The 23,051-nt window shown below is 42.4% G+C and carries 22 protein-coding genes; all 22 read left to right on the forward strand.

The window, feature by feature from the left end; genetic code table 11:
• Position 1 precedes the first annotated feature (1 nt).
• The 22 genes from infB (at position 2) to B5354_RS16540 (ending at position 23,024) form a co-directional block, all read left to right on the forward strand.
• Positions 2-2,095 carry a translation initiation factor IF-2 gene (infB, locus tag B5354_RS16435; protein ID WP_079529885.1) on the forward strand — a complete coding sequence of 698 codons (2,094 nt, stop codon included), beginning with the start codon at positions 2-4 and terminating at the stop codon, positions 2,093-2,095.
• Positions 2,092-2,370 carry a DUF503 domain-containing protein gene (locus B5354_RS16440; protein WP_079529886.1) on the forward strand — a complete coding sequence of 93 codons (279 nt, stop codon included), beginning with the start codon at positions 2,092-2,094 and terminating at the stop codon, positions 2,368-2,370. Before infB ends, B5354_RS16440 begins: the two co-directional genes overlap by 4 nt.
• Before the next feature lie 30 nt (positions 2,371-2,400).
• Positions 2,401-2,751 (forward strand): 30S ribosome-binding factor RbfA, encoded by a 351-nt coding sequence (rbfA, locus tag B5354_RS16445; protein WP_079529887.1) that lies wholly within the window; start codon positions 2,401-2,403, stop codon positions 2,749-2,751.
• A gap of 119 nt (positions 2,752-2,870) precedes the next feature.
• A complete protein-coding gene (gene truB / locus B5354_RS16450) occupies positions 2,871-3,767 on the forward strand; it encodes a tRNA pseudouridine(55) synthase TruB (protein WP_079529888.1) in 897 nt (298 codons plus the stop codon).
• Positions 3,768-3,796: 29 nt separating this feature from the next.
• Positions 3,797-4,735, forward strand: coding sequence for a bifunctional riboflavin kinase/FAD synthetase (locus tag B5354_RS16455; RefSeq protein WP_079529889.1), 939 nt, complete (start codon positions 3,797-3,799; stop codon positions 4,733-4,735).
• A 129-nt stretch (positions 4,736-4,864) separates the two neighbouring features.
• On the forward strand, positions 4,865-5,134 hold the full coding sequence (gene rpsO, locus B5354_RS16460; RefSeq protein WP_079529890.1) for a 30S ribosomal protein S15: 270 nt from the start codon (positions 4,865-4,867) through the stop codon (positions 5,132-5,134).
• 125 nt (positions 5,135-5,259) lie between these two features.
• A complete protein-coding gene (gene pnp, locus B5354_RS16465) occupies positions 5,260-7,377 on the forward strand; it encodes a polyribonucleotide nucleotidyltransferase (protein WP_079529891.1) in 2,118 nt (705 codons plus the stop codon).
• Between the two features lie 90 nt (positions 7,378-7,467).
• Positions 7,468-8,385 (forward strand): polysaccharide deacetylase family protein, encoded by a 918-nt coding sequence (locus tag B5354_RS16470; protein ID WP_079529892.1) that lies wholly within the window; start codon positions 7,468-7,470, stop codon positions 8,383-8,385.
• Between the two features lie 6 nt (positions 8,386-8,391).
• Positions 8,392-8,616 (forward strand): YlmC/YmxH family sporulation protein, encoded by a 225-nt coding sequence (locus B5354_RS16475; RefSeq protein WP_079529893.1) that lies wholly within the window; start codon positions 8,392-8,394, stop codon positions 8,614-8,616.
• A gap of 121 nt (positions 8,617-8,737) precedes the next feature.
• Positions 8,738-9,616: a dipicolinic acid synthetase subunit A gene (gene dpaA / locus B5354_RS16480; RefSeq protein WP_079529894.1), complete on the forward strand. Its 879-nt coding sequence runs from the start codon at positions 8,738-8,740 to the stop codon at positions 9,614-9,616.
• A gap of 15 nt (positions 9,617-9,631) precedes the next feature.
• Positions 9,632-10,228: a dipicolinate synthase subunit B gene (locus B5354_RS16485; RefSeq protein ID WP_079529895.1), complete on the forward strand. Its 597-nt coding sequence runs from the start codon at positions 9,632-9,634 to the stop codon at positions 10,226-10,228.
• Positions 10,229-10,331: 103 nt separating this feature from the next.
• The gene (asd, locus tag B5354_RS16490) at positions 10,332-11,378 is read left to right on the forward strand and encodes an aspartate-semialdehyde dehydrogenase (protein ID WP_079529896.1); all 1,047 of its coding nucleotides are present in this window, start codon (positions 10,332-10,334) and stop codon (positions 11,376-11,378) included.
• Positions 11,379-11,402: 24 nt separating this feature from the next.
• A complete protein-coding gene (gene dapG / locus B5354_RS16495) occupies positions 11,403-12,620 on the forward strand; it encodes an aspartate kinase (protein WP_079529897.1) in 1,218 nt (405 codons plus the stop codon).
• Entirely contained in the window at positions 12,620-13,507 is an 888-nt protein-coding gene (gene dapA / locus B5354_RS16500; RefSeq protein ID WP_079529898.1) for a 4-hydroxy-tetrahydrodipicolinate synthase, read from the forward strand. Before dapG ends, dapA begins: the two co-directional genes overlap by 1 nt.
• A gap of 282 nt (positions 13,508-13,789) precedes the next feature.
• Positions 13,790-14,509: a ClpP family protease gene (locus B5354_RS16505; protein ID WP_079529899.1), complete on the forward strand. Its 720-nt coding sequence runs from the start codon at positions 13,790-13,792 to the stop codon at positions 14,507-14,509.
• Positions 14,506-14,712, forward strand: a complete 207-nt coding sequence (locus B5354_RS16510; RefSeq protein ID WP_079529900.1) for a YlzJ-like family protein — start codon at positions 14,506-14,508, stop codon at positions 14,710-14,712. Before B5354_RS16505 ends, B5354_RS16510 begins: the two co-directional genes overlap by 4 nt.
• A gap of 121 nt (positions 14,713-14,833) precedes the next feature.
• A complete protein-coding gene (locus B5354_RS16515; protein ID WP_079529901.1) occupies positions 14,834-17,119 on the forward strand; it encodes an FtsK/SpoIIIE family DNA translocase in 2,286 nt (761 codons plus the stop codon).
• 219 nt (positions 17,120-17,338) lie between these two features.
• Positions 17,339-18,064, forward strand: a complete 726-nt coding sequence (locus B5354_RS16520) for a GntR family transcriptional regulator (RefSeq protein WP_079529902.1) — start codon at positions 17,339-17,341, stop codon at positions 18,062-18,064.
• A 120-nt stretch (positions 18,065-18,184) separates the two neighbouring features.
• Entirely contained in the window at positions 18,185-19,294 is a 1,110-nt protein-coding gene (locus B5354_RS16525; RefSeq protein ID WP_079530616.1) for a BMP family lipoprotein, read from the forward strand.
• A gap of 196 nt (positions 19,295-19,490) precedes the next feature.
• On the forward strand, positions 19,491-21,017 hold the full coding sequence (locus B5354_RS16530; RefSeq protein ID WP_079529903.1) for an ABC transporter ATP-binding protein: 1,527 nt from the start codon (positions 19,491-19,493) through the stop codon (positions 21,015-21,017).
• A complete protein-coding gene (locus B5354_RS16535) occupies positions 21,018-22,064 on the forward strand; it encodes an ABC transporter permease (RefSeq protein WP_079529904.1) in 1,047 nt (348 codons plus the stop codon). It abuts the gene before it with no gap.
• Entirely contained in the window at positions 22,065-23,024 is a 960-nt protein-coding gene (locus B5354_RS16540; protein WP_079529905.1) for an ABC transporter permease, read from the forward strand.
• Positions 23,025-23,051 lie beyond the last annotated feature (27 nt).

A 23,051-nucleotide genomic window follows, 5' to 3' on the forward strand; every position in this document is an offset into this window, starting at 1 on the left:
AATGAGTAAAATGCGTGTTTATGAATATGCGAAAGCAAATGAACTATCAAGCAAACAAGTAATTGATAAATTGAAAGAAATGAAAGTAGAAGTTTCTAACCATATGTCTATGGTAGAAGATGATGTAAAAGGGAAACTGGATCACGCGTTTGGCAAAGGACAGCAAAAAGAGAGTAAGCCTGTCAGCAATAAGCCGAACAATAATAACAAGAAGAACCAAAAACCCAACCAAAATCGTGATCAGAGAAACAATAAGAAATCAAAAAACAATCATCGTCCACAAAATAAAAAGCAGCAAAAGCCTCAGCACAATCAAAAGCAACAGCCTAAGAAGAACCAGGCGCCAGAGAAAATTACCTATTCCGGTTCTTTAACAGTAGGAGAACTTGCTGAAAAGCTGAAAAAAGATTCATCTGAGATCATTAAGAAGTTAATGGGCTTAGGGGTTATGGCTACGAAAAACCAGGATCTTGATAGTGACTCAATCGAATTGATTTGTGCGGAATTCAATGTAGAGGTTGAAGAGGAAGTCGTGGTAGACGAAACTGATATCGAGAACATCATTTTTGATGATGCCGAAGAAGACCTGCAGGAGCGACCTGCAGTCGTTACGATTATGGGACACGTTGATCACGGGAAAACTACGTTGCTTGATTCAATTCGTGATACGAAGGTTACGGAAGGAGAAGCAGGCGGGATCACCCAGCATATTGGTGCTTATCAAGTAGAAGAAAACGATAAGAAGATTACATTTCTCGATACACCTGGCCACGCTGCTTTTACAAGCATGCGTTCCCGCGGTGCGCAAATTACTGATATCGCTATCTTAGTTGTAGCAGCAGACGACGGGGTTATGCCGCAGACTCGTGAAGCCATTAACCATGCGAAAGCTGCTGAGGTACCAATTATCGTCGCTGTTAATAAAATGGATAAAGAAGGGGCAAACCCTGACCGAGTTATGCAGGAATTAATGGAATATGAGTTAATCTCTGAAGACTTTGGCGGAGATACCATTTTCGTTAAAATGTCTGCGGTTAAGGGAGAAGGGATCGATGAACTTCTGGAAATGATTCTTCTTGTAGCTGAAATGGAAGAATTCAAAGCGAACCCGGATCGCCTTGCGAATGGAACTGTTGTCGAGGCCGAGCTTGATAAAGGGCGTGGGCCGGTCGCCACTCTTCTAGTTCAAAATGGAACATTGAAAGTTAGTGACGCTGTTGTGGTGGGTAACACACATGGTCGTGTTCGTGCTATGGTGAACGAAATTGGCAGAAGGGTTAAGGTGGCTGGACCTTCTACACCGGTAGAGATTACCGGATTAAACAACGTACCGCAAGCAGGGGATCGTTTTCTTGCCTTTGAAGACGAGAAGAAAGCTCGTTCTATTGGGGAAGCGCGTCAGCAGAAACAAATTGAAGCTGAACGAAGCTCCACGGCTAAAGTAAGTCTTGATGATTTGTTTGAACAAATCAAACATGGGGACATTAAGGATATCAATCTCATCTTAAAAGCTGATGTTCAAGGGTCTCTAGGGGCTTTGGCTGGTTCACTGCAGAAGATTGAAGTGGAAGGGGTCAAGGTAAAGATCATTCACACAGGTGTTGGAGCCATTACAGAATCAGATATCTCACTTGCTTCTGCTTCCAATGCAATTGTTATCGGATTTAATGTACGACCAGATGGAAATGCTAGAAAAGCTGCTGAATCAGAAGACGTACAAATTCGTCTGCACAACGTTATTTATAAGGTTATAGAAGAAATTGAAGCAGCTATGAAAGGTATGCTGGATCCAGAATATGAAGAGAAAATCATCGGGCAAGTGGAAGTTCGCGAAATCTTTAAAGTATCAAAAGTGGGTACAATTGCAGGTTCCTATGTAACCGATGGCAAAATTACCAGAGATTCAGGTATTCGTGTGATTCGTGATGGTGTCGTCATTTATGAAGGGGAGATAGATGCCCTTAAACGCTATAAAGATGACGCAAAAGAAGTGGCACAGGGTTATGAGTGCGGCATTACTGTAAAGAACTTTAATGACGTAAAAGTCGGTGACGTCATCGAACCTTATGTCATGCAGGAGATTGAACGTACATGATTTTAAGTGCTGAGCTGCAAGCGATCGTTTATGATGCTCAGTCCTTGAAAGAAAAGCGTTCCGTTATTAAAAGAGTACAAACAAGGCTAAAGAATGAATTTAATGTAGCTGTCAGTGAACTGGATCATCAGAATCTCTGGCAGCGGACATGTATAGGGATCGTAACCGTATCAAGCAATAAAGTCATCGCAGAGCAAACGATTCAGCAAGCTTTAGCCTTCGTGGATTCTTTTCCTGAATTAGAACGAACAGAAACAGTCCAAGAATGGTTGTAGACGTTTAGTTTTTGAAGAGGTGAAGAAAGAATGAATGACTTACGAGCTAACCGTGTCGGTGAGCAGATGAAGAAAGAAATGAGCGATATTATCAGCAAGAAGATTAAAGATCCCCGAGTGGGATTTGTTACAGTTACGGAAGTGAAAGTAACTGGTGATCTTCAACAGGCTAAGGTCTATATCTCTGTGCTAGGAGATGACAAACAAAAACATGATACACTCGTGGGATTGGCTAAAGCAAAAGGCTTTATACGCTCTGAAATTGGGCAGAGAATCCGATTGCGCAAAACGCCGGAAATCATGTTTGAATTTGATGAAGCCATTGAAAGAGGAAATCGTATCGAAACGATTTTAAAAGATTTAAATGATACCGATAGCTAACGAAAAATACTGAATTGCTTAGGAAACACTTAAGTATTCAAGTAGATGTGCACAAAAGAATCCGTGCTGTGATAGGCACGGATTCTCTCTGTATAAATAATGACTGTGGGGTGGAATTCATGCATGGTATTCTCCCATTATGGAAAGAGAAAGGTTTTACTTCTCACGATTGTGTCAGTAAAGCGCGTGGTATGTTACATACTCGAAAAATCGGGCATACAGGTACCCTGGATCCTGATGTGGAAGGTGTGCTGCCGCTCTGTGTAGGGAAAGCTACGAAAATCGTGCCTTTTTTAACAGATACGGAAAAAGTCTATGAAGCGACTGTGACGCTCGGCACTTCTACGGAAACTGAGGATGCAAGTGGTGATGTGGTCGAACATAAGCCCGTGGCCGAAGCGATTCCTCTTGAACAAGTAAAGAGAGTTCTAGAACGATTTACTGGTGAAATCAACCAAATTCCTCCGATGTATTCAGCCGTAAAAGTAAAAGGAAAGCGTCTGTATCAATACGCACGTGAAGGAATAGAAGTAGAAAGGCCACAGCGGAAAGTATGTATTTCAGACATTGAGCTGCTTGATCATGAGGGATCCGTCTCAGACGCTCAATTCTCCTTTTCCATTCGCGTCGTTTGTTCAAAAGGGACATATATTCGCACGCTTTGTGTAGATATTGGCAAAGCGCTAGGTTTTCCAGCACACATGTCTGCACTTGTGAGGTTAAAAACGGGTGCGATCGCCAAAGAGGATTGTCTAACTTTTGATCAGGTTCAAGAAGCCATTGATCATGGCAATGGGGAAAAATTACTGCTGCCCCTTTCGAAAGGGCTGGAACACGTTGACGCCTATCATATAACAGAAGATCAAAGACAAGCGATTAAGCACGGTCAAGTGCTGTCGAAGCCAAACGGGCTTACGGCCTCTATTTTCAGCGTGATGTGTGAGCAAGAAGTGTTAGCTATTTATCAAATACACCCAACAAAACCGGATCGCATTAAACCCGTTCGAGTATTTTAAACTTTACTCAAATAAAGCAGGTGAGTAATATGAAAACAATTGAATTATCTGAGTCATTACCGAAACACGATCTCCACTTAGAACAAAGTTCTGTTGCGGTCGGTTTTTTTGATGGAGTCCATAAGGGTCATCAAGAAGTTATCAGAACCGCCCAGGATAAGGCGAAAGAGCTTGGTTTACAAACGGCTGTGATGACGTTTGATCCTCATCCTTCTGTTGTTTTAAATAAAAAAATCCAGCATGCCCGCTACATTACTCCACTGCCTGAAAAGCAGGAAATCTTGGAGGCCATGGGAATACATTACTTATTCATCGTTCGATTTGATCAGTCGTTAGCAGCCCTTCCACCAGAGCAATTTGTCGATGACTACTTTGTTCAATTAAACATTAAACACGTTGTGGCTGGCTTTGACTTTAGTTATGGCCATAAAGGCAAAGGCTCTATGGAGACACTTCCACAGCACGCTAAAGGGAGACTGACCTACACTGTAGTTGATCGAGTAGACCAAGAGCATACTAAGGTAAGTTCCACGAGGATAAGAGACTTATTGAAGGAAGGAAACGTATCATCCGTCAATGAATTACTGGGGCGTGAGTTTAATATTGAAGGCACAGTAGTTTCTGGTGATGAAAGAGGACGAACGATTGGCTACCCGACTGCGAACATCACTGACATGGAGGAACAATATTTACCAAAGGTTGGTGTTTATGCCGTTACTGTTGAGTATCAAGGGGAGAGATACTTTGGAATGGCCAACCTTGGAATGAAACCAACGTTTCATTCGGAAAGTACCAGCCCAAGCTTGGAAGTACATGTGTTTGATTTTGAAGAGGATTTATATGGCACTCGATTAAAAGTCTTTTTTCATCATTTCATACGAGATGAGCAGAAATTTAATGGGGTTGAGGAAATTACGGCCCAGATTAATAGAGACGAAAGGGAGATTCGCCGCTATTTTAAGCTGTAATATAGTTTCCTCTTGCATTTTTGTCATAAAAATTGTACGCTTTAATATGGAACCTTCGCTTGGCGGCACGTAACTCCGACGTCCGCTCGGGGAAAGGGAATTCTATAAATTATAGGAGGTGTAGCTATAATGGCTATCACACAGGAACGTAAACAAGAACTGATCAATGAGTATAAAACTCATGATAATGACACAGGTTCTGCCGAAGTACAAATTGCTGTACTTACTGAACAAATCACGAATTTGAACGACCACCTGCGTACACACAAGCAGGATCATCATTCTCGTCGTGGCTTGCTTAAAATGGTAGGTAAACGCCGTAACTTGCTTAACTACCTACGTAATAAAGATATTACACGTTACCGTGAGTTAATTAAGAGCCTTGGCTTGCGTCGTTAATGTAGTAAGATTGAAAAAGCGGGAGTTATTCCCGCTTTTTCTGTATGTTTACATACAGTAGGGTGTAAACTCTAAAGAGTAGGCACTATTTTTAATTTATTGTTTTGAGAGGAGTAAAGTGCTTTATGGCAGATGAAAAGCAAGTATTTTCAATTGAAGTAGCAGGCCGTACATTCTCTGTGGAAGTAGGAGAGCTGGCTAAACAAGCTAATGGAGCTGCTATGATTCGTTATGGCGATACATCCGTTCTTTCAACCGCAACTGGTTCTAAAGAACCGAAGGACTTGCCATTTTTCCCGCTAACTGTTAACTATGAAGAGCGCTTATACGCTGTTGGAAAGATTCCGGGAGGATTTATCAAACGAGAGGGACGTCCAAGCGAAAAAGCTATCCTGGCTTCACGCCTTATTGACCGCCCGATCCGTCCTATGTTCCCTGATGGCTTTCGAAATGATGTACAAGTTATCAGTACGGTCATGAGCGTAGATCAGAATTGTTCATCAGAAATGGCCGCAATGCTTGGATCTTCCCTTGCTTTAGGGATCTCAGATATCCCATTCGGCGGTCCGATTGCTGGAGTTATTATTGGAAGAATCGATGGCGAGTTAATCATTAACCCGACAGTAGAACAACAGGAGAAAAGTGATATCGACTTGACGGTCGCCGGAACGAAAGATGCGATCAACATGGTTGAAGCAGGGGCCCAGGAAGTTCCTGAAGAAGACATGTTGGAAGCGATCATGTTCGGCCACGAAGAAATCAAGCGTTTAGTTGCTTTTCAGGAAGAAGTTATTGAAGCGGTTGGAAAAGAAAAAATGGACGTACAGCTGTTTGATCTTGATCAGGAGCTTAAGGATAAAGTTGAAGCAGAGGCGACAGATTCACTAGTAGCTGCGATTAAAACGGAAGAAAAGAAAGCGCGTGAAGAAGCGATTGACGAAGCGAAACAGGCTGTCGTTGAAGCGTACGAAGAAATGGAAGCCGATGAAGAAACAATGAAGCAGGTTAAAACCATTTTAGAGAACATCGTGAAAGAAGAAGTGCGCCGTTTAATTACGAAAGATAAAATTCGCCCTGATGGCCGCGGTGTTGATGAGATTCGTCCATTATCCTCTAAAGTAGGCGTGCTGCCGCGTACCCACGGTTCCGGACTGTTTACGAGAGGACAAACGCAGGCTCTTAGCATTTGTACACTAGGCGCTCTAGGAGATGTGCAAATATTAGATGGACTGGATCTTGAGGAATCCAAACGTTTCATGCACCATTATAACTTCCCTAAATTCTCAGTAGGGGAAACAGGCCCAATCCGTGGACCAGGACGTCGTGAAATTGGTCACGGTGCATTAGGGGAGCGTGCTTTGGAAGTCGTTATTCCATCTGAGAAAGAATTCCCTTATACGATGCGTCTTGTTTCTGAGGTTCTGGAATCAAACGGCTCTACATCACAAGCTAGTATTTGTGCAAGTACATTGGCGATGATGGATGCTGGTGTTCCTATTAAAGCCCCAGTAGCCGGTATTGCCATGGGTCTTGTTAAGTCCGGGGAGGATTATACAATTCTTACGGATATTCAAGGTATGGAAGATTTCCTCGGAGACATGGACTTTAAAGTAGCGGGGACTGAAAAAGGTGTTACCGCATTACAAATGGATATTAAAATTGACGGATTGTCCCGTGAGATCTTAGAAGAAGCCCTTACACAAGCGAAGAAAGGCCGCAAAGAGATCTTGAGTTCAATGCTTGCGACCATTCCGGAAACGAGAAGTGAACTTTCTCAATATGCTCCTAAGATCATGACCATGAAGATTAATCCTGACAAAATTCGTGATGTAATAGGACCAAGCGGTAAACAAATTAATCAAATCATTGATGATACCGGTGTAAAAATTGACATTGAACAGGACGGTACTGTGTTTATTTCTTCCACAGATGCGGAAATGAACAAAGTCGCTAAGAAGATCATTGAAGATATCGTCAGAGAAGTAGAAGCTGGCGAAGTGTACGATGGGAAAGTAAAACGGATTGAGAAATTTGGAGCATTCGTTGAACTGTTTAAAGGAAAAGAGGGACTCGTTCACATTTCTGAATTGGCTGAAGAGCGTATTGGAAAAGTGGAAGATGTCGTTTCACTAGGAGATACCATCAAAGTTAAAGTCAAAGAAATCGATAAGCAAGGAAGAATTAATCTTTCACGAAAAGCGATTTTAATTGACGAGAAAAAAGAACAAGAAACAGAGGATTAAAAAGAAACTGGCTTGCCAGTCTCTTTTTTTTGGCCTGAAATTCTAGACAACCCCTTTTAAGCATATCCTGCTTAAGAAGGGGGACTTTCCATGAACAAGTACATAAAGCCTGCCGTTATCGTTTTTCTACTGATCAGCTGTTTGGCTGTTTATATGTCATTGAACCAGAGCAATCCTGTTTCTTCCTCCAATCCTTTATACGAAAGGATTAAAAGTAAGCAGCAGGATTATTTTATAGAGCCTCAAAATGCGTACATTGATCAAGTTTGGAAAAAGATGCCCGGTTTAAATGGAAGAAAAGTGAATATAGAGAAGTCTTATAACAAGATGAAAAAAGATGGAAAATTTAATGAAGACAAACTTGTGTTTGAACAAATACCTCCAGAAGTGTCGTTGGAAGAGCTGCCCGTTTCGCCGATTTACCGCGGTCATCCCGACAAAGAAATGGTTGCGCTGCTGATTAATGTTTCGTGGGGAGCTGAATTTATCCCGGAAATGGTGGAGGCGTTATCGAAACACCGAGTCAAAGCAAATTTTTTCATCGATGGAGCGTTTGCGGCTGAACATAAAGATTTAGTCCAGATGATTGAAGAAGAAGGTCATCTGATTGGCAGTCATGGTTATGGTCACAAGGATTTTGCCAAATTATCTAAACCTCAAGCCATGACTAACTTAGATAAGGCGAACAGTATCATATCAAGCTTGATCGAAAGTGATATCGAATGGTTTGCTCCCCCGGCAGGAAGTTTTACGATGTCGGCAGTCGAAGCAGCGCAGAATTTAGATATGCAGACAATCCTCTGGACTGTAGATTCCATCGATTGGAAGAAACCTACCAAAGATGTTTTTCTGCATCGAATTACCAGTAAGCTGCATAATGGCGCAACCGTCCTGATGCATCCAACCGCAGTTACAGCGTCCAGCTTGGATGAATTAATTCCCATCATTCAAGAACAGTATAGAATTGGCACATTAACAGAATTAATGAGTGAAAAACGAGGAGGCTGATTAGCGTTGAGGTTGAAGGAATTGTCCCAGAAGGAAGTCATTGATGTCGATGAAGGGAAAAAACTCGGGATCCTCGGTAAAGCAGATTTAATCGTGGATCCTGACAATGGCTTGATTCAATCGTTAATCATTTTAAATGAAGGACTGTTTAAAAGTCGGGATCACATCGAGATTGAGTGGAAGCAAATTTCAATTATTGGTGAAGATACAATATTATTAAAGAAAGATTGAGCTACAACAAATTGTTGTAGCTTTTTTTTATGCCCGTGCTTAGGCTTTTAGGAAATCACTAACGATCTGTTTCTGCATACGATAAAAGGAGATTACACCACTTATAAAGGAGACTTCCGGCATGCTTACAGAATATCATGTAGCAGTCATAGGGGGCGATGCCCGACAAATTGAAATCATAAGAAGATTAAATGAGTGGGGTGCACATGTTTATTTAGCCGGATTCGATCAATTGAACGGGAGCTATACCGAAGCGGTGGAACTTGAATTTGACAGTGATCAGGTCGAGAAGCTTGATGCTGTCATTCTTCCTGTTTCAGGTACAGATGAAAATGGTTGTATAGATGGTATCTTTACGAATCGTTCGATCCCTTTGAGAGAAGAGTGGCTAAAGCGCACCCCGGAACATTGTCAAGTTTTTACAGGAATTACGAATGAAACGTTAACTCAAATGGTTCATAACGCCAAACGAACATTGGTCCCGCTCATGGATCGCGATGATGTAGCCATTTATAATTCGATCCCAACTGTGGAAGGTACGATTATGATGGCCATTCAGCATACAGACGTTACGATTCATGATTCGCGGGTGTTGCTTATCGGCTTAGGAAGAGTAGGAATGAGCTTAGCCAGTACGTTTCATCAATTAGGGGCGAAGGTGAGCGTGGCTGTTCGTTCTTCAAAGGATGTAGCACGCGTCTATGCAATGGGATTGACTCCGCTTTATATTGAGTCATTGCCCGAACAAGATCTCACGTTTGATTTAGTCCTCAATACTGTTCCTGCTCCAATCCTTGATGCCAAAGTCATAAAAAAACTGCCAACACATGCCTTAATCCTGGATATTGCATCCAAACCAGGCGGAACGGATTTTCGTTATGCAGAAAAAAGAGGCGTCAAAGCAATACTAGTGCCTGGTCTGCCTGGAATAGTCGCTCCGAAAACAGCAGGGCGGATTATTGCCAATGTTATATCACAGCAATTGAGAAAGAGTAAATAGAAAGGTGGATAAAGAATGGTTCAATTAAAGGGAAAAAGAATAGGATTCGGCTTAACGGGTTCACATTGTACGTATCATGAAGTGTTCCCTGTTCTCCAGAAGCTTATGGATCTTGGAGCAGATGTCATTCCTATCTTATCTCACACAGTTCAAAAAACAGATACAAAGTTTGGAGAAGCCGCTGAACACGTGAAGACAATTGAGTCAATTACAGGCAAAGAAGCAATCATGACAATTCCAGATGCAGAACCTTTGGGTCCGAAACTGCCGCTTGATTGTATGGTCATCGCTCCGATGACAGGAAATTCTACGAGTAAGTTCGCAAATGCTCTTACGGATTCACCAGTATTAATGGCTGCAAAAGCAACACTGCGAAACGAGAACCCGGTCGTCCTCGCGATTTCCACAAACGATGCGTTAGGATTGAATGGGGTTAACATTATGAGGCTGATGGCCACCAAAAATATATACTTTGTACCTTTAGGGCAGGACCATCCTTACAAGAAACCTAACTCGCTCGTAGCAGATATGACATTAATTCCCGAGACAATTGAAGCAGCTATTTCTGGGAAACAGCGTCAACCTGTGCTGATTGAAAGATACTCAGAGTAATTCCCTTTTTGATAACAGATGTGACAAGAAGTATGATAAAATAACACAATAGTGGCTCACGTAGCAAAAATATAAAGATTTATATGTGAAAGGGGATCTGATTATGAGTCAAACAAAAACGTACACTATCGCAGTAGTAGGTGCAACTGGTGCTGTCGGACAAAAAATGTTGGAGACACTCGAAGATCGAAACTTTCCTATTAAAGAATTGAAACTATTGTCATCCAGCCGCTCAGCCGGCAAAAAAATGGTATTTAAAGGAACTGAATATACGTTGGAAGAAGCAACACCTGATAGTTTTGAAAACGTTGATATCGCTCTGTTTTCTGCAGGCGGATCAGTTTCTAAAAAGCTTGCTCCTGAAGCAGTGAAACGTGGAGCATTAGTCATCGACAATACGAGTGCTTACCGCATGGATGAAAGTGTGCCGCTCGTTGTCCCGGAAGTCAATGAAGAAGATATTAAAAATCACAATGGGATCATTGCCAACCCAAATTGTTCAACTATTCAAATGGTGGCCGCTCTCGAGCCAATAAAGCAGCACCTTGGCATGAAGCGTGTTATTGTCTCTACGTATCAGGCTGTTTCTGGTGCAGGTAATGAGGCAGCGGAAGAACTGCGGGAGCAATCACAGTCGTTCCTTAATGGAGAAGAATTAGAAGCTAGCATTCTACCTGTTAGTGGGGATGAAAAACATTTTCCAATAGCTTTTAACGCGTTGCCTCAGATTGATAAATTTCAAGATAATGGCTATACCTTCGAAGAAATGAAAATGATTAATGAAACGAAGAAAATTATGCACACTCCCGCGCTTCAAATTTCAGCTACATGTGTTCGTTTGCCGATTTTTACTTCACATGCTGAGAGTGTTTATGTTGAAGTTGAACAGGAAGATGTTTCAGTTCAACAATTGAAAGAGCTTGTAGGCAATGCACCTGGGGTCGTGCTGGAAGACGATCCAGATGTTCAGTCCTATCCAACACCATTAAGTGCTGCTGGGAAACGTGATGTATTTGTAGGCCGTATACGTAAAGATCTCGACCATAAGAATGGATTTCATCTTTGGGTAGTTTCTGATAATCTATTAAAGGGAGCTGCCTGGAATTCAGTTCAAATTGCAGAACGAGTCGTCGCCAATCAATGGCTGTAAATCTAATAGGTTGAGGTGTATACATTGAAATTACTCGTGCAAAAATTTGGGGGAACCTCCGTCCGTGATCAAGAAAGCAGATCACGGGCAATCTCCCATATTAAAAATGCTTTAAGTGAAGGATACAAAGTCGTCGTTACCGTTTCAGCAATGGGGCGTAAAGGCGAGCCATATGCAACAGATACATTACTTGATTTAATCCAGTTTCCCGAATCAAACGTATCAGATCGAGAACAGGATCTGATTATGTCTTGCGGAGAAACAATTTCATCCGTGGTTTTTTCAAACGAATTAACTCGGGAAGGGATATCTGCAGCAGCTTTAACAGGTGCTCAGGCTGGTTTTTTAACAACAGATGATTTTACTCGTGCTAAAATTTTACGCATGGACCCAACTCGCATTTTAGCAGAACTTGAGAAAAATGATGTTGTAGTTGTAGCTGGATTCCAAGGAAAGACGGAGTCAGGTGATACGACAACGATAGGTCGTGGAGGCAGTGATACAAGTGCTGCTGCCTTAGGTGCGGCTTTAAGTGCGGATTACATTGATATTTTTACAGATGTGGAAGGAATTATGACAGCCGATCCGAGACTTGTAGAATCTGCGCGGGCACTCCATGTAGTCACATATAATGAAATTTGCAATCTTGCTTATCAAGGGGCCAAAGTGATTCACCCGCGTGCAGTTGAAATTGCCATGCATGCAAAGGTACCTATCCGCGTCCGTTCAACTTATTCAGACTCGACGGGCACGTTAGTAGCTGCTTCGAAAGAAGGGGAAGCAGGGAATGATCTGCCGGATCGACTCGTGACAGGAATCGCTCATATGTCCGGATTAACTCAAATTAAAGTTCAATCCAAAGAGGATCCATCGAGGCTTCAATCCGAAGTGTTTAAATCCATGGCCGAGGCGAATATTTCTGTTGATTTTATTAACATTTCTCCAAGTGGGGTAACCTATACGATTGATGGAATGTTTACAGAAAGAGCAGTCGGTATCTTGAATGATCTCGGTTACGAGCCGGAAATTAAAGCAGGCTGTGCAAAAGTATCAACGGTCGGGGCTGGGATTACCGGTGTACCAGGGGTTACAGCTCAGATTGTGCAAACACTGATTGAGCGTGGCGTACAAATTTTGCAGTCAGCCGATTCCCATACGACAATTTGGGTCCTGATCAAGGAAGAGGATTTAATTGACGCGGTCAATGCCCTCCACGATATCTTTCAATTGAATAAAGAATAATGAAAGGGGATATAGACGTGGATTTTGGTAAAGTATTAACAGCCATGGTGACACCTTTTGACATCAATGGGAACCTTGATCTTGCTAAAACGTCGACACTGGTAGAATATTTAATAGATCATGGGACAGAAGGGTTAGTTGTGGCTGGAACAACCGGAGAATCACCAACACTTACTTCAGAAGAAAAAGTGGCTCTTTGGGAGCATGTAGTAAAAGTAGTCAACGGCAGAATCCCGGTTATTGCAGGCAGCGGCAGCAATAATACGCAAGCTTCCATTGAGCTCTCAAAGAAAGCTGAACAAACTGGAGTAGATGCCATAATGCTCGTTGCCCCTTATTACAATAAGCCGAATCAACGTGGTCTTTATGAACATTTTAAAGCCATTGCTAAATCCATTACGAAACCTGTAATGCTGTATAATGTTCCAGGTCGAACAGCTGTCCGAATGAATGCTGATACGGTCATTAAACTATCGGAAGTTGACAATATTGTCTCTGTCAAGGAAGCGACAGGAGATCTCGATGCGGTAGCCGAGATTGTAGAAAAAACAGATGACTCGTTCTCCCTGTATAGTGGTGATGATAATTTGACTCTTCCGATTTATGCAGTGGGCGGAAATGGAATTGTATCTGTATCCGCTCATGTCGTCGGTGAGGAACTAGGTGAGATGCTTAGATTGTTTGACGCTGGAAAAGGAAAAGAAGCCGCTGCCATTCACAGGCGCATCCTCCCTGTGTTAAAAGGTATGTTTAGTGCGCCTTCTCCAACGCCAATTAAAACAGCTCTGCAAATGAAAGGGCTTGATACAGGAGGAGTCAGACTACCGCTCGTTCCCCTCACTTCTGAAGAACGCCACACGATTCAGCAATTAGTCGACACGATTTAAGTGTACAGCAGCGTGCAAAAAACGCTGCTGTATTTTTTTTGCCCACAGGATGTGGGTAGTTCAGTGTTGGCACATGCCCCACAGGATGTGGGGTAGTTCGGTGTTGGCACAGGACGTGCCGCTCTTAACCGAACTTCCTTGATGCCGAACTTAGTCGAACTTCCATTAATCCCGCTCTTAACCGAACTTCCTTAACCACCAAACTTGTTCTTTCGCTTTTTCTTGTATGACGTTAGTTACTCTGTCTCATACTAAGAAAAAGTGTGAAAGGGGCAGGTAAAGATGAAAGACAAACAAGAAGAGAATGATCAGTCCAAGCAACAATCATCGCTTGTAGATAAAATACAGCAGCTGGGCCAAAATAATGTACCACAGCCAGGAGATTCAAACATTCATGTTCTCCCGATTATTGGGCAGGTAGAAGGGCATGTCCAATTGCCTGCACAAAATAAGACGACAAAATATGAACATTTGATTCCGCAGCTGATTGCCATCGAACAAAATCCTAAAATTGAGGGTCTCGTCGTGTTATTAAACACGGTAGGCGGTGATGTGGAAGCAGGACTAGCGATATCAGAGATGATCGCCTCGCTGTCTAAGCCATCCGTATCTATTGTTCTCGGAGGCGGTCATTCTATAGGTGTTCCGATTGCCGTAGCGTCAAACTATTCCTTTATAGCTCCGACGGCTACGATGACGATCCACCCAATCAGATTAAATGGGTTAGTGATCGGCGTCCCTCAGACATTTGAATACATGGATAAAATGCAGGATCGGGTTATTAATTTTGTGACAAATCACTCCAATATTGAGGAAGAAAAATTTAAGGAACTTATGTTTGCCAAAGGTAACCTGACACGTGATATCGGTACGAACGTTGTTGGACAGAAAGCAGTTGAAAGTGGGTTAATTGATGATGTCGGCGGCGTCCATGAAGCGATGAGCAAACTTAATGAACTCATTGATATTCAAAAAGGTAAACAAGAGCAGGTGATTCAATGACCCTGTATACACCACTAAGTGAACATGATATATTTCCTCAGCCATACAAAGACGGAAATATTGTATTTGAAAATCACAAAAACTGTCAGGTGAAGTGTTTAGATCAAGGCAATGGAAAAAAACAAATTCTTCAAGTATTATCGACCAATCCAACTGATTACATGGACCCGACTTTACAACCAGGACAATGGCTGGACTCGTAACACGCTGCGCCCTATGCTATAATAAAGGAAGATAGAACTGGAAATGTGGATGTCGCTTACACTACTCTTGGTAGCAGGCGACATCTTGTTCTTTCCTAAGGCATAGGAGGTGGAACTTTTTATGGGAAAAAAAAGAAAAAAGAAAGGTAAGTCTAGAAAAAAACGATCAGCCCTTAAAGAACAGCTGCAACTTGAGTTGATTGGTTTATTGTTTTTATTTATAGCTGTTTTCGGCAGTGGTGCTTCCATCATAAGCGATGGAGCCATCCCAGGAGGCCTTGAACATTTTTGGCAATTTATTTTTGGTGTCTGGTATTTTGCTGCTTCTCTGTTTTTCTTAATAACTGGTATTTATTTGATGGTAAAACGGAAATGGCCGCAGCTTTTACATAAACGGATGATCGGTATCTATTTCATTTTCACTTCCCTGCTTCTGTTTACACACGTTGAAACGTTGGCAGATGAGCTGCAAAATGAGAGCGGCTCAGTATTTGGCCTGACGTGGGACCGCTTGATAAGTATGATGTCAGGAGAAGCTCCTGTTTCTGCAATTGGCGGCGGTTTAACAGGTGCCTTTCTACTGTTGATTACCTACTACTTGTTTTCTTCAATAGGAGCCATCATCGTTTCCATATTCTTGTTCCTTGTCGGAGTCATGTTTGTGACAGAACGATCTATGGGAGACCTGTTAGCAAAAAGCTGGGAAAAGACGAAAGAGTTTTTTACTATTGCGCGGGAACAATCAGAAACGAGACGAGAATCGAAGAAGTTGGCTGAGCCTCGTCCTAAAAAAGAGGCCGCCAGCACCATCGATGTCATTGATGATCCTCGAACAGAAGTTGAGGAGGACCATCCTGAGCCTATTATTCAGGATTTTACAGAACAGGCATACCAGAAGCCGAAAAACAGTGAGACAACACCTGAGGAGCAAAAAGAAGATCAAGTTCTTGAGAAATCAGTATCAACTGCTGAACTTGAGAATCCCGATTACAAACTGCCGGGTATGGATTTATTGGATGAACCAACCTCGAGCACTCAAAGTCAGGCGCGATCTCATATTCAGGCAACGGTGAGGAAACTTGAAAAAACCTTTCATAGCTTTGGAGTCAAGGCAAAAGTCACAAAAGTCCATGTAGGGCCTGCTGTAACTAAATATGAAGTATATCCTGACGTAGGGGTGAAGGTGAGCAAAATTGTCAACCTAAACGACGATCTTGCCTTGGCACTGGCGGCAAAGGATATTCGTATTGAAGCACCGATACCAGGCAAGTCTGCTGTAGGGATTGAAGTGCCAAACACTGAAGTATCGATGGTATCATTGCGTGAAGTACTGGAAACAGGCAAAACGAAACCAGATGCGAAGCTTAGCTTTGCCTTGGGGCGGGATATTTCCGGAGAAGCAGTGATGGCAGAGCTTAATAAAATGCCCCACTTGCTTGTCGCCGGGGCAACAGGGAGCGGAAAAAGTGTCTGTATTAACGGTATTATCACGAGTGTTCTGATGCGAGCGAAGCCTCACGAAGTCAAGATGATGATGATTGATCCAAAAAAAGTTGAACTCAACGTCTATAATGGCATTCCTCATTTATTGGCACCGGTAGTGACGGATCCTAAGAAGGCTTCCCGTGCCCTCATGAAAGTCGTTTCGGAAATGGAAAGAAGGTATGATCTGTTTTCTGATTCCGGAACGAGAAATATCGAAGGGTACAACGAATATATCAAGAAACATAACAAAGAAAACGATGACGACCAGCCGTTTTTACCGTACATTGTTGTGCTGGTTGATGAATTAGCTGACCTAATGATGGTAGCTTCAAATGATGTAGAAGATGCGATTACCCGTCTAGCACAGATGGCAAGGGCTGCCGGTATTCATTTAATCATTGCTACCCAGCGGCCATCCGTTGATGTCATCACAGGGGTCATCAAAGCTAATATTCCTTCCCGAATTGCCTTTAGCGTTTCCTCTCAAACTGACTCGAGAACGATTTTAGACTCAGGCGGTGCAGAGAAATTGCTTGGACGAGGTGATATGTTGTTCACTCCTGTAGGTTCCGGGAAACCAACACGTGTCCAGGGCGCTTTTTTATCAGATGAAGAAGTTGAACGGGTTGTCAATTTCTGTGTGGAACAGCAAAAGGCTCAATACCAGGAAGAGATGATTCCAGAAGAAGAAAGTGAAGTGAAACAGGAAGTTGATGATGATTTGTACCCAGATGCAGTACAAATGGTTATTGAGATGCAAAGTGCCAGTGTCTCCATGATTCAACGCCGTTTCAGAGTGGGCTATACAAGAGCTGCCCGTTTAATCGATGCCATGGAAGACAACGGGATTGTAGGTCCTTATGAAGGAAGTAAGCCGAGAAATGTACTTGTCTCGGAAATGCAAGAAGAACAATCCAGCTAAACTGTCGTACTCGTACGACAGTTTTTTTTACGGGGTTCGTTTGATTAATGAGAAGAATTTAAACATTCTAATTAAACAAACATGTCCAATATTCGATAAAAATGTCCTAATTCTATTTATTTATTTCTAGAAAAGTGTTATATTAATTTCGAATATGATGTGTCGAACGTCAGATGTCAGATCTCTTACCTATAGGCAAATAGACTTGGAGTGAACGTTATGTCGATCAGACAGGATACTCGCCACCTGTACTTACAGGTAATCGAGCAAATAAAACGAGATATAGAAAACGGCATTTTTTTAGAAAAGGAAAAACTGCCCTCAGAGTTTGAACTCTCTAAATCATTGGGTGTTTCACGAGCTACATTAAGGGAAGCCCTGAGAATTCTGGAGGAGGAGAGTATTGTAACTAGAAGGCACGGGGTAGGTACTTTCGTAAACCCAAAGCCTGTTTTCACTTCCGGAATTGAAGAACTGGATAGTGTCACAGGAATGATTAGAAAATCCGGCATGACACCTGGATCACAGTATTTATCAGCTGAACTAGTCGAGCCGACAGAAGATGATCGGAGTCGGTTTGCCCCTGTTGAGATACATAATTTAGCTAGAGTAGAACGGGTTCGAACTGCTGATCAGCAGCCGGTTGTTTACTGTACAGATAGGATTCCAGAAGGGCTTATCCCCTTAGAACAGGTTCGAGAAGCGGATTCTATGTTTGGGATTCTTGAGAGATACACAGGGAAAACGATCAGCTATGCTGTCACCAACATCGAGCCGATCGGTTATCATGAAAAAATCTCGCCGATCTTGAACAGTGAACCTGATCAGGCACTGCTGTTATTGAAACAGATGCACTACACGAAAGATGATGAGCCCGTTTTGCTTTCATCCAATTATTTCAGGGCAGATAAGTTTAGTTTTCACGTACTGCGTAAAAGGGTGTAAGGGTTTTCAATAGTGTGACATATTTACAAAAGATTAGGGAGGTGAGGCAGCCTGATTAAAGGAGGCTAAAAATTTTTGTCTTAATTTTCATAATACTTAACAAATTAGGGGGTATTTATGTTGAAAAATCGTCGTTTTCTACTTGTTTTTGCACTATTATTGTCTTTGGGTTTAGTTCTCGCAGCTTGTGGGGGTTCTTCTAATGAAACGAGTTCAGAGGGAGAAAGTGGCGGCAGTGAAGGTGGAGAGTCAGGAAGCTCAGACTTCTCTGTAGCGATGGTAACAGATATTGGCGGGGTAGATGACAAATCATTTAACCAGTCAGCCTGGGAAGGATTGCAAGCATTTGGAGAAGAGCATGGTCTCAAAGAAGGAGAAGGGTTTGATTATGCTCAATCCGAAAGCGATGCCGATTATACAACAAACTTAAATCGTCTTGTACGTCAAAAGTATGACCTTATTTTTGGAATCGGCTATTTATTGCAGCCTGCCATTGAAGAAGTAGCAGGACAATATCCAGAAACGAATTTTGCGATTGTTGATGCAGTAGCTGAAGGAGATAATATTGCGAGTATCACGTTCAAAGAGCATCAAGGGTCTTTCTTAGCAGGGGTTGCAGCTGCAAAGAAAACAGAATCTGACAAAATTGGTTTCGTAGGTGGCGTGGATGGAGATTTAATCAATAAATTTGAAGCTGGCTATGTTGCTGGTGCTAAAGCTATCAACCCTGACATCGAAGTCGATGTGCAGTATGCGGAGAGTTTTGCAGCAGCAGATAAAGGAAAGCTGATTGCTGCGAATATGTATTCTAAAGGTATCGATGTGATCTACCATGCCTCTGGTGCAACCGGTAACGGTGTGTTCGCACAAGCGAAAGATATTAAGAAAAACAACCCTGAAAAAGATGTCTGGGTAATTGGTGTTGACCGTGACCAATATGAAGAAGGCCAAATTGGGGAAAACAATGTAACCCTTACTTCAATGGTCAAACGTGTAGACATTGCTGTTCAAGACGTAGCTACACAAGCTATGAACGGTGAATTTCCTGGCGGAGAAGTCATTGAGTACGGCTTAAAAGATGATGCAATCAGCATTGCCCGTACAAATGAAGAAGCTCTTACAGAAGAAATTATTACAGCCATCGAAGAGTGGAAGGGTAAGATTGTTAACGGTGAAGTAGAAGTACCAAGTACACGTGATGAATTAAAAACATATGTAGAAGGACTATAGGTCCCGAATCTAAAACTTTATATTTTCTTTCTGATTAAGAAAGGTTGGCTCTTGGGTTGATGGAACATCAATCCAAGAGTCGAATATGTGAAAATCATCAAGTGAAGAGTATGTTCCGGCCCTCTTCATTTGATGATTTTTTCAAGGCTAGAGGTCTGGAGATTGAATGAATAGAGAAAAGAAGTGGGGGAGAAACATGGAATACGTGATAGAGATGCTTGATATTCGTAAAGAATTTCCCGGTGTAGTAGCCAATGATAAGATTAACCTCCAAGTGAAAAAAGGTGAAATACATGCTTTACTTGGTGAAAATGGGGCAGGAAAATCTACGTTAATGAATGTTTTATTTGGCCTCTACCAGCCGGAAAGAGGCGAAATTCGTGTTAAAGGGGAGAAAGTTCATATTACAGACCCTAATATCGCTAACAGTTTAGGGATTGGAATGGTTCACCAGCACTTTATGTTAGTCGATACGTTTACAGTGACTGAAAATATCGTACTTGGCAGTGAACCGCGTAAGGGGGCTTCCGTAGATATTAAAAAGGCGGAGCAACAAGTTAAAGAACTATCGGAGCGCTACGGTCTAAATGTCGATCCTAAAGCCAAAATTCGTGATATTTCAGTGGGAATGCAGCAGCGTGTGGAAATTTTGAAAACGCTTTATCGGGGAGCAGATATTCTTATCCTTGATGAACCTACGGCTGTGCTCACACCACAGGAAATTAATGAACTAATTGCGATTATGAATAGCTTAGTAGCTGAAGGCAAATCCATTATTTTGATTACTCATAAATTAAAAGAAATTATGGAAGTTTGTGATCGCTGTACGGTAATTAGAAAAGGGGAAGGCATAGGTACCGTTGAGGTAAAAGATACCAACCCAACCGACTTAGCTTCCTTAATGGTTGGCCGTGAAGTGAGCTTCACAACCGAAAAAACGAAAGCAATTCCTAAGGAAACATATCTGTCTGTTAAAGATTTAGTTGTTAAGGATGTTCGCGGCGTTGAGATGGTTAAAGGCTTAAATCTTACTGTGAGGGCCGGAGAGATCGTGGGGATTGCAGGGGTAGACGGGAATGGTCAATCCGAATTGATTGAAGCAATTACCGGCCTTCGCAAAAGTACTTCAGGAGAAGTTAAGTTGCATGACAAAGTAATCAGCAATTTAACACCTCGAAAAGTCACTCAGTCGGGTATCTCTCACATTCCTCAAGACCGCCACAAGTTTGGGCTCGTCTTGGATTTTCCAATTGGAGAAAACATGGTGCTGCAAACCTATTATCAGGAGCCTTTTTCTAAAAAAGGTGTTATGAATTATAAAAACATTTATCAGAAGGCTCAAGCACTTATTGAAGAATATGACGTACGTACACCAGATGAACATACGAAAGCGCGGGCTCTTTCGGGCGGTAACCAACAGAAGGCAATCATTGGACGTGAAGTCGATCGCTCACCGGATTTAATTATTGCTGCCCAGCCGACTCGTGGATTGGATGTAGGAGCTATTGAATTTATTCATAAGAAATTAATTGAAGAACGTGACAAAGGCCGAGGGGTGCTGCTTCTTTCTTTTGAACTGGATGAAATCATGAACTTGAGTGATCGGATTGCCGTTATGTTCGACGGCAAAGTTGTGGCCGAAGTGGAGCCTGAAGAAACGGATGAACAGCAGCTCGGTCTTTTAATGGCGGGGAATGCAGTGAAGAAAGCAGGTGTCGAATAGATGTTTTCGAATCGCACAATAAATATTTTAATTCCTATCATTTCGGTTCTATTAGGCTTGCTCTCTGGAGCGATCATCATGCTTTTCTTCGGATATAACCCGGTTAAAGGGTATGCGGCTCTCTGGAACGGTGCTTTTGGTGATGCTTACTTTTTTGGTGAAACGTTGAGACAGGTAACACCTTATATTCTTTCAGGACTTGCTGTCGCCTTCGCCTTGAGGACAGGGTTACTAAATATCGGGGTGGAAGGACAAGTGTTTGTCGGTTGGCTTGCGTCTGTGTGGGTAGGGGTGGCTTTTGAGCTTCCAGCTATTATCCACTTACCGTTAGCCATCTTTGCTGCAGCGTTAGCAGGCGCTTTCTGGGGTTTTATCCCTGGGATTTTAAAAGCGAAGCTCGGTGTTCACGAAGTTATCGTAACGATTATGATGAACTATATTGCGCTCTATGTTACGAACGAAATCGTGCGAAACGTCATAACGGATGGAGAAGATAAAACTGAGCAAATTGCAGAGACAGCTTCGCTCGCTTCTCCATGGCTTGCGGAGATCACCTTTTATTCCCGGCTTCACTATGGATTGCTCATTGCTTTGTTTGTCGCTTTTATTATGTGGTTCCTATTAAATAAAACAACGACGGGCTTTGAATTGCGGGCCGTCGGTTATAATCAGCATGCCTCACAGTATGCAGGGATGAATGTTAGTCGAAATATTGTGTTGGCTATGGTTATTTCGGGTGCTTTTGCAGGCCTTGCCGGAGCGATGGAAGGTTTAGGTACGTTCGGATACCTTTCCGTAAAATCAGGCTTTACCAATATTGGATTCGATGGAATTGCCGTGGCCTTACTGGGAGCCAACACGGCGATAGGTGTCGTTTTAGCTGCCTTCTTATTCGGTACTTTAAAAATTGGTGCTTTGAATATGCCTACAGCATCAGGTGTTCCAACAGAGCTTGTTGAAATTGTCATTGCTTTAATCATATTTTTTGTGGCATCAAGCTATATGATTCGTTGGATCATTTTACGATTTAAGAAGGAGGGGAAATAAATGAACTTTTTTGAAATATTACAATCGATTATTCCGCAAGCTGTTTTCTTTGCGGCCCCTCTTATCTTTACAGCTTTAGGCGGGGTATTTAGTGAACGTTCAGGAATCATTAACATTGGTCTCGAAGGATTAATGGTGATGGGAGCATTCGTAGGAATCGTGTTTAACCTGGCTTTTGTCGATGTGTTTGGGAACTGGACCCCCTGGGTATCGATTCTAGTCGCAATGGTCGTCTCCGCTATTTTTGCACTAGTTCATGCGGTCGCTTCCATTACATTTAGAGCAGATCAGGTTGTTAGTGGTGTAGCCATTAACTTCCTTGCCTTAGGTATTGGTCTGTTTTTAACGAAGCAATGGTATGGAAAAGGACAAACAGATATGGTTGAACGTCCTTTTTATACAACCGATATCCCTGTGTTAAGTAAAATCCCGATTATTGGCGACTTATTTTTCTCAGGCATGTATTTGACGTCTTATTTAGCTATTCTATTAGCATTTGTTGCCTGGTACATCCTATTTAAAACTCCGTTCGGGTTACGTTTACGTTCCGTTGGGGAACATCCGATGGCGGCTGATACGAATGGAATTAATGTGTATGGCATGCGTTATGTTGCGGTCATGATCTCTGGAGCCCTCGGGGGTCTGGGCGGATCAGTGTTTGCTTTAACCATTGCTTTAAACTTCTCCCATGCTACAATTGTCGGACAAGGGTTTATGTCTCTGGCAGCTGTTATTTTTGGAAAATGGCATCCACTGGGTGCCTTAGGAGCTGCGTTGTTCTTCGGATTTGCTCAGAGTTTAAGTATCGTAGGATCTGGTATCCCGTTATTAAGTGAAGTTCCGCAGATCTTTCTGCTGATTGCCCCTTATGTCTTGACGATTCTCGCCTTAGCTGGATTTATTGGCAGGGCTGAGGCGCCAAAAGCTTTAGGAGAATCTTATATTAAAGGTAATCGCTAATTTAGATTTGCCCGGTACGATGGTGCC

The sequence above is a fragment of the Halobacillus hunanensis genome, assembly GCF_900166655.1.
Taxonomy (GTDB): Bacteria; Bacillota; Bacilli; order Bacillales; family Halobacillaceae; genus Halobacillus_A; species Halobacillus_A hunanensis.

Bases quoted from the DNA above. Each gene is read 5' to 3' on its own strand.
- infB (WP_079529885.1), top strand. From the start codon at position 2: ATGAGTAAAATGCGTGTTTATGAATATGCGAAAGCAAATGAACTATCA.
- B5354_RS16440 (WP_079529886.1), top strand. From the start codon at position 2,092: ATGATTTTAAGTGCTGAGCTGCAAGCGATCGTTTATGATGCTCAGTCC.
- rbfA (WP_079529887.1), top strand. From the start codon at position 2,401: ATGAATGACTTACGAGCTAACCGTGTCGGTGAGCAGATGAAGAAAGAA.
- truB (WP_079529888.1), top strand. From the start codon at position 2,871: ATGCATGGTATTCTCCCATTATGGAAAGAGAAAGGTTTTACTTCTCAC.
- B5354_RS16455 (WP_079529889.1), top strand. From the start codon at position 3,797: ATGAAAACAATTGAATTATCTGAGTCATTACCGAAACACGATCTCCAC.
- rpsO (WP_079529890.1), top strand. From the start codon at position 4,865: ATGGCTATCACACAGGAACGTAAACAAGAACTGATCAATGAGTATAAA.
- pnp (WP_079529891.1), top strand. From the start codon at position 5,260: ATGGCAGATGAAAAGCAAGTATTTTCAATTGAAGTAGCAGGCCGTACA.
- B5354_RS16470 (WP_079529892.1), top strand. From the start codon at position 7,468: ATGAACAAGTACATAAAGCCTGCCGTTATCGTTTTTCTACTGATCAGC.
- dpaA (WP_079529894.1), top strand. From the start codon at position 8,738: ATGCTTACAGAATATCATGTAGCAGTCATAGGGGGCGATGCCCGACAA.
- B5354_RS16485 (WP_079529895.1), top strand. From the start codon at position 9,632: ATGGTTCAATTAAAGGGAAAAAGAATAGGATTCGGCTTAACGGGTTCA.
- asd (WP_079529896.1), top strand. From the start codon at position 10,332: ATGAGTCAAACAAAAACGTACACTATCGCAGTAGTAGGTGCAACTGGT.
- dapA (WP_079529898.1), top strand. From the start codon at position 12,620: ATGAAAGGGGATATAGACGTGGATTTTGGTAAAGTATTAACAGCCATG.
- B5354_RS16505 (WP_079529899.1), top strand. From the start codon at position 13,790: ATGAAAGACAAACAAGAAGAGAATGATCAGTCCAAGCAACAATCATCG.
- B5354_RS16510 (WP_079529900.1), top strand. From the start codon at position 14,506: ATGACCCTGTATACACCACTAAGTGAACATGATATATTTCCTCAGCCA.
- B5354_RS16515 (WP_079529901.1), top strand. From the start codon at position 14,834: ATGGGAAAAAAAAGAAAAAAGAAAGGTAAGTCTAGAAAAAAACGATCA.
- B5354_RS16520 (WP_079529902.1), top strand. From the start codon at position 17,339: ATGTCGATCAGACAGGATACTCGCCACCTGTACTTACAGGTAATCGAG.
- B5354_RS16530 (WP_079529903.1), top strand. From the start codon at position 19,491: ATGGAATACGTGATAGAGATGCTTGATATTCGTAAAGAATTTCCCGGT.
- B5354_RS16535 (WP_079529904.1), top strand. From the start codon at position 21,018: ATGTTTTCGAATCGCACAATAAATATTTTAATTCCTATCATTTCGGTT.
- B5354_RS16540 (WP_079529905.1), top strand. From the start codon at position 22,065: ATGAACTTTTTTGAAATATTACAATCGATTATTCCGCAAGCTGTTTTC.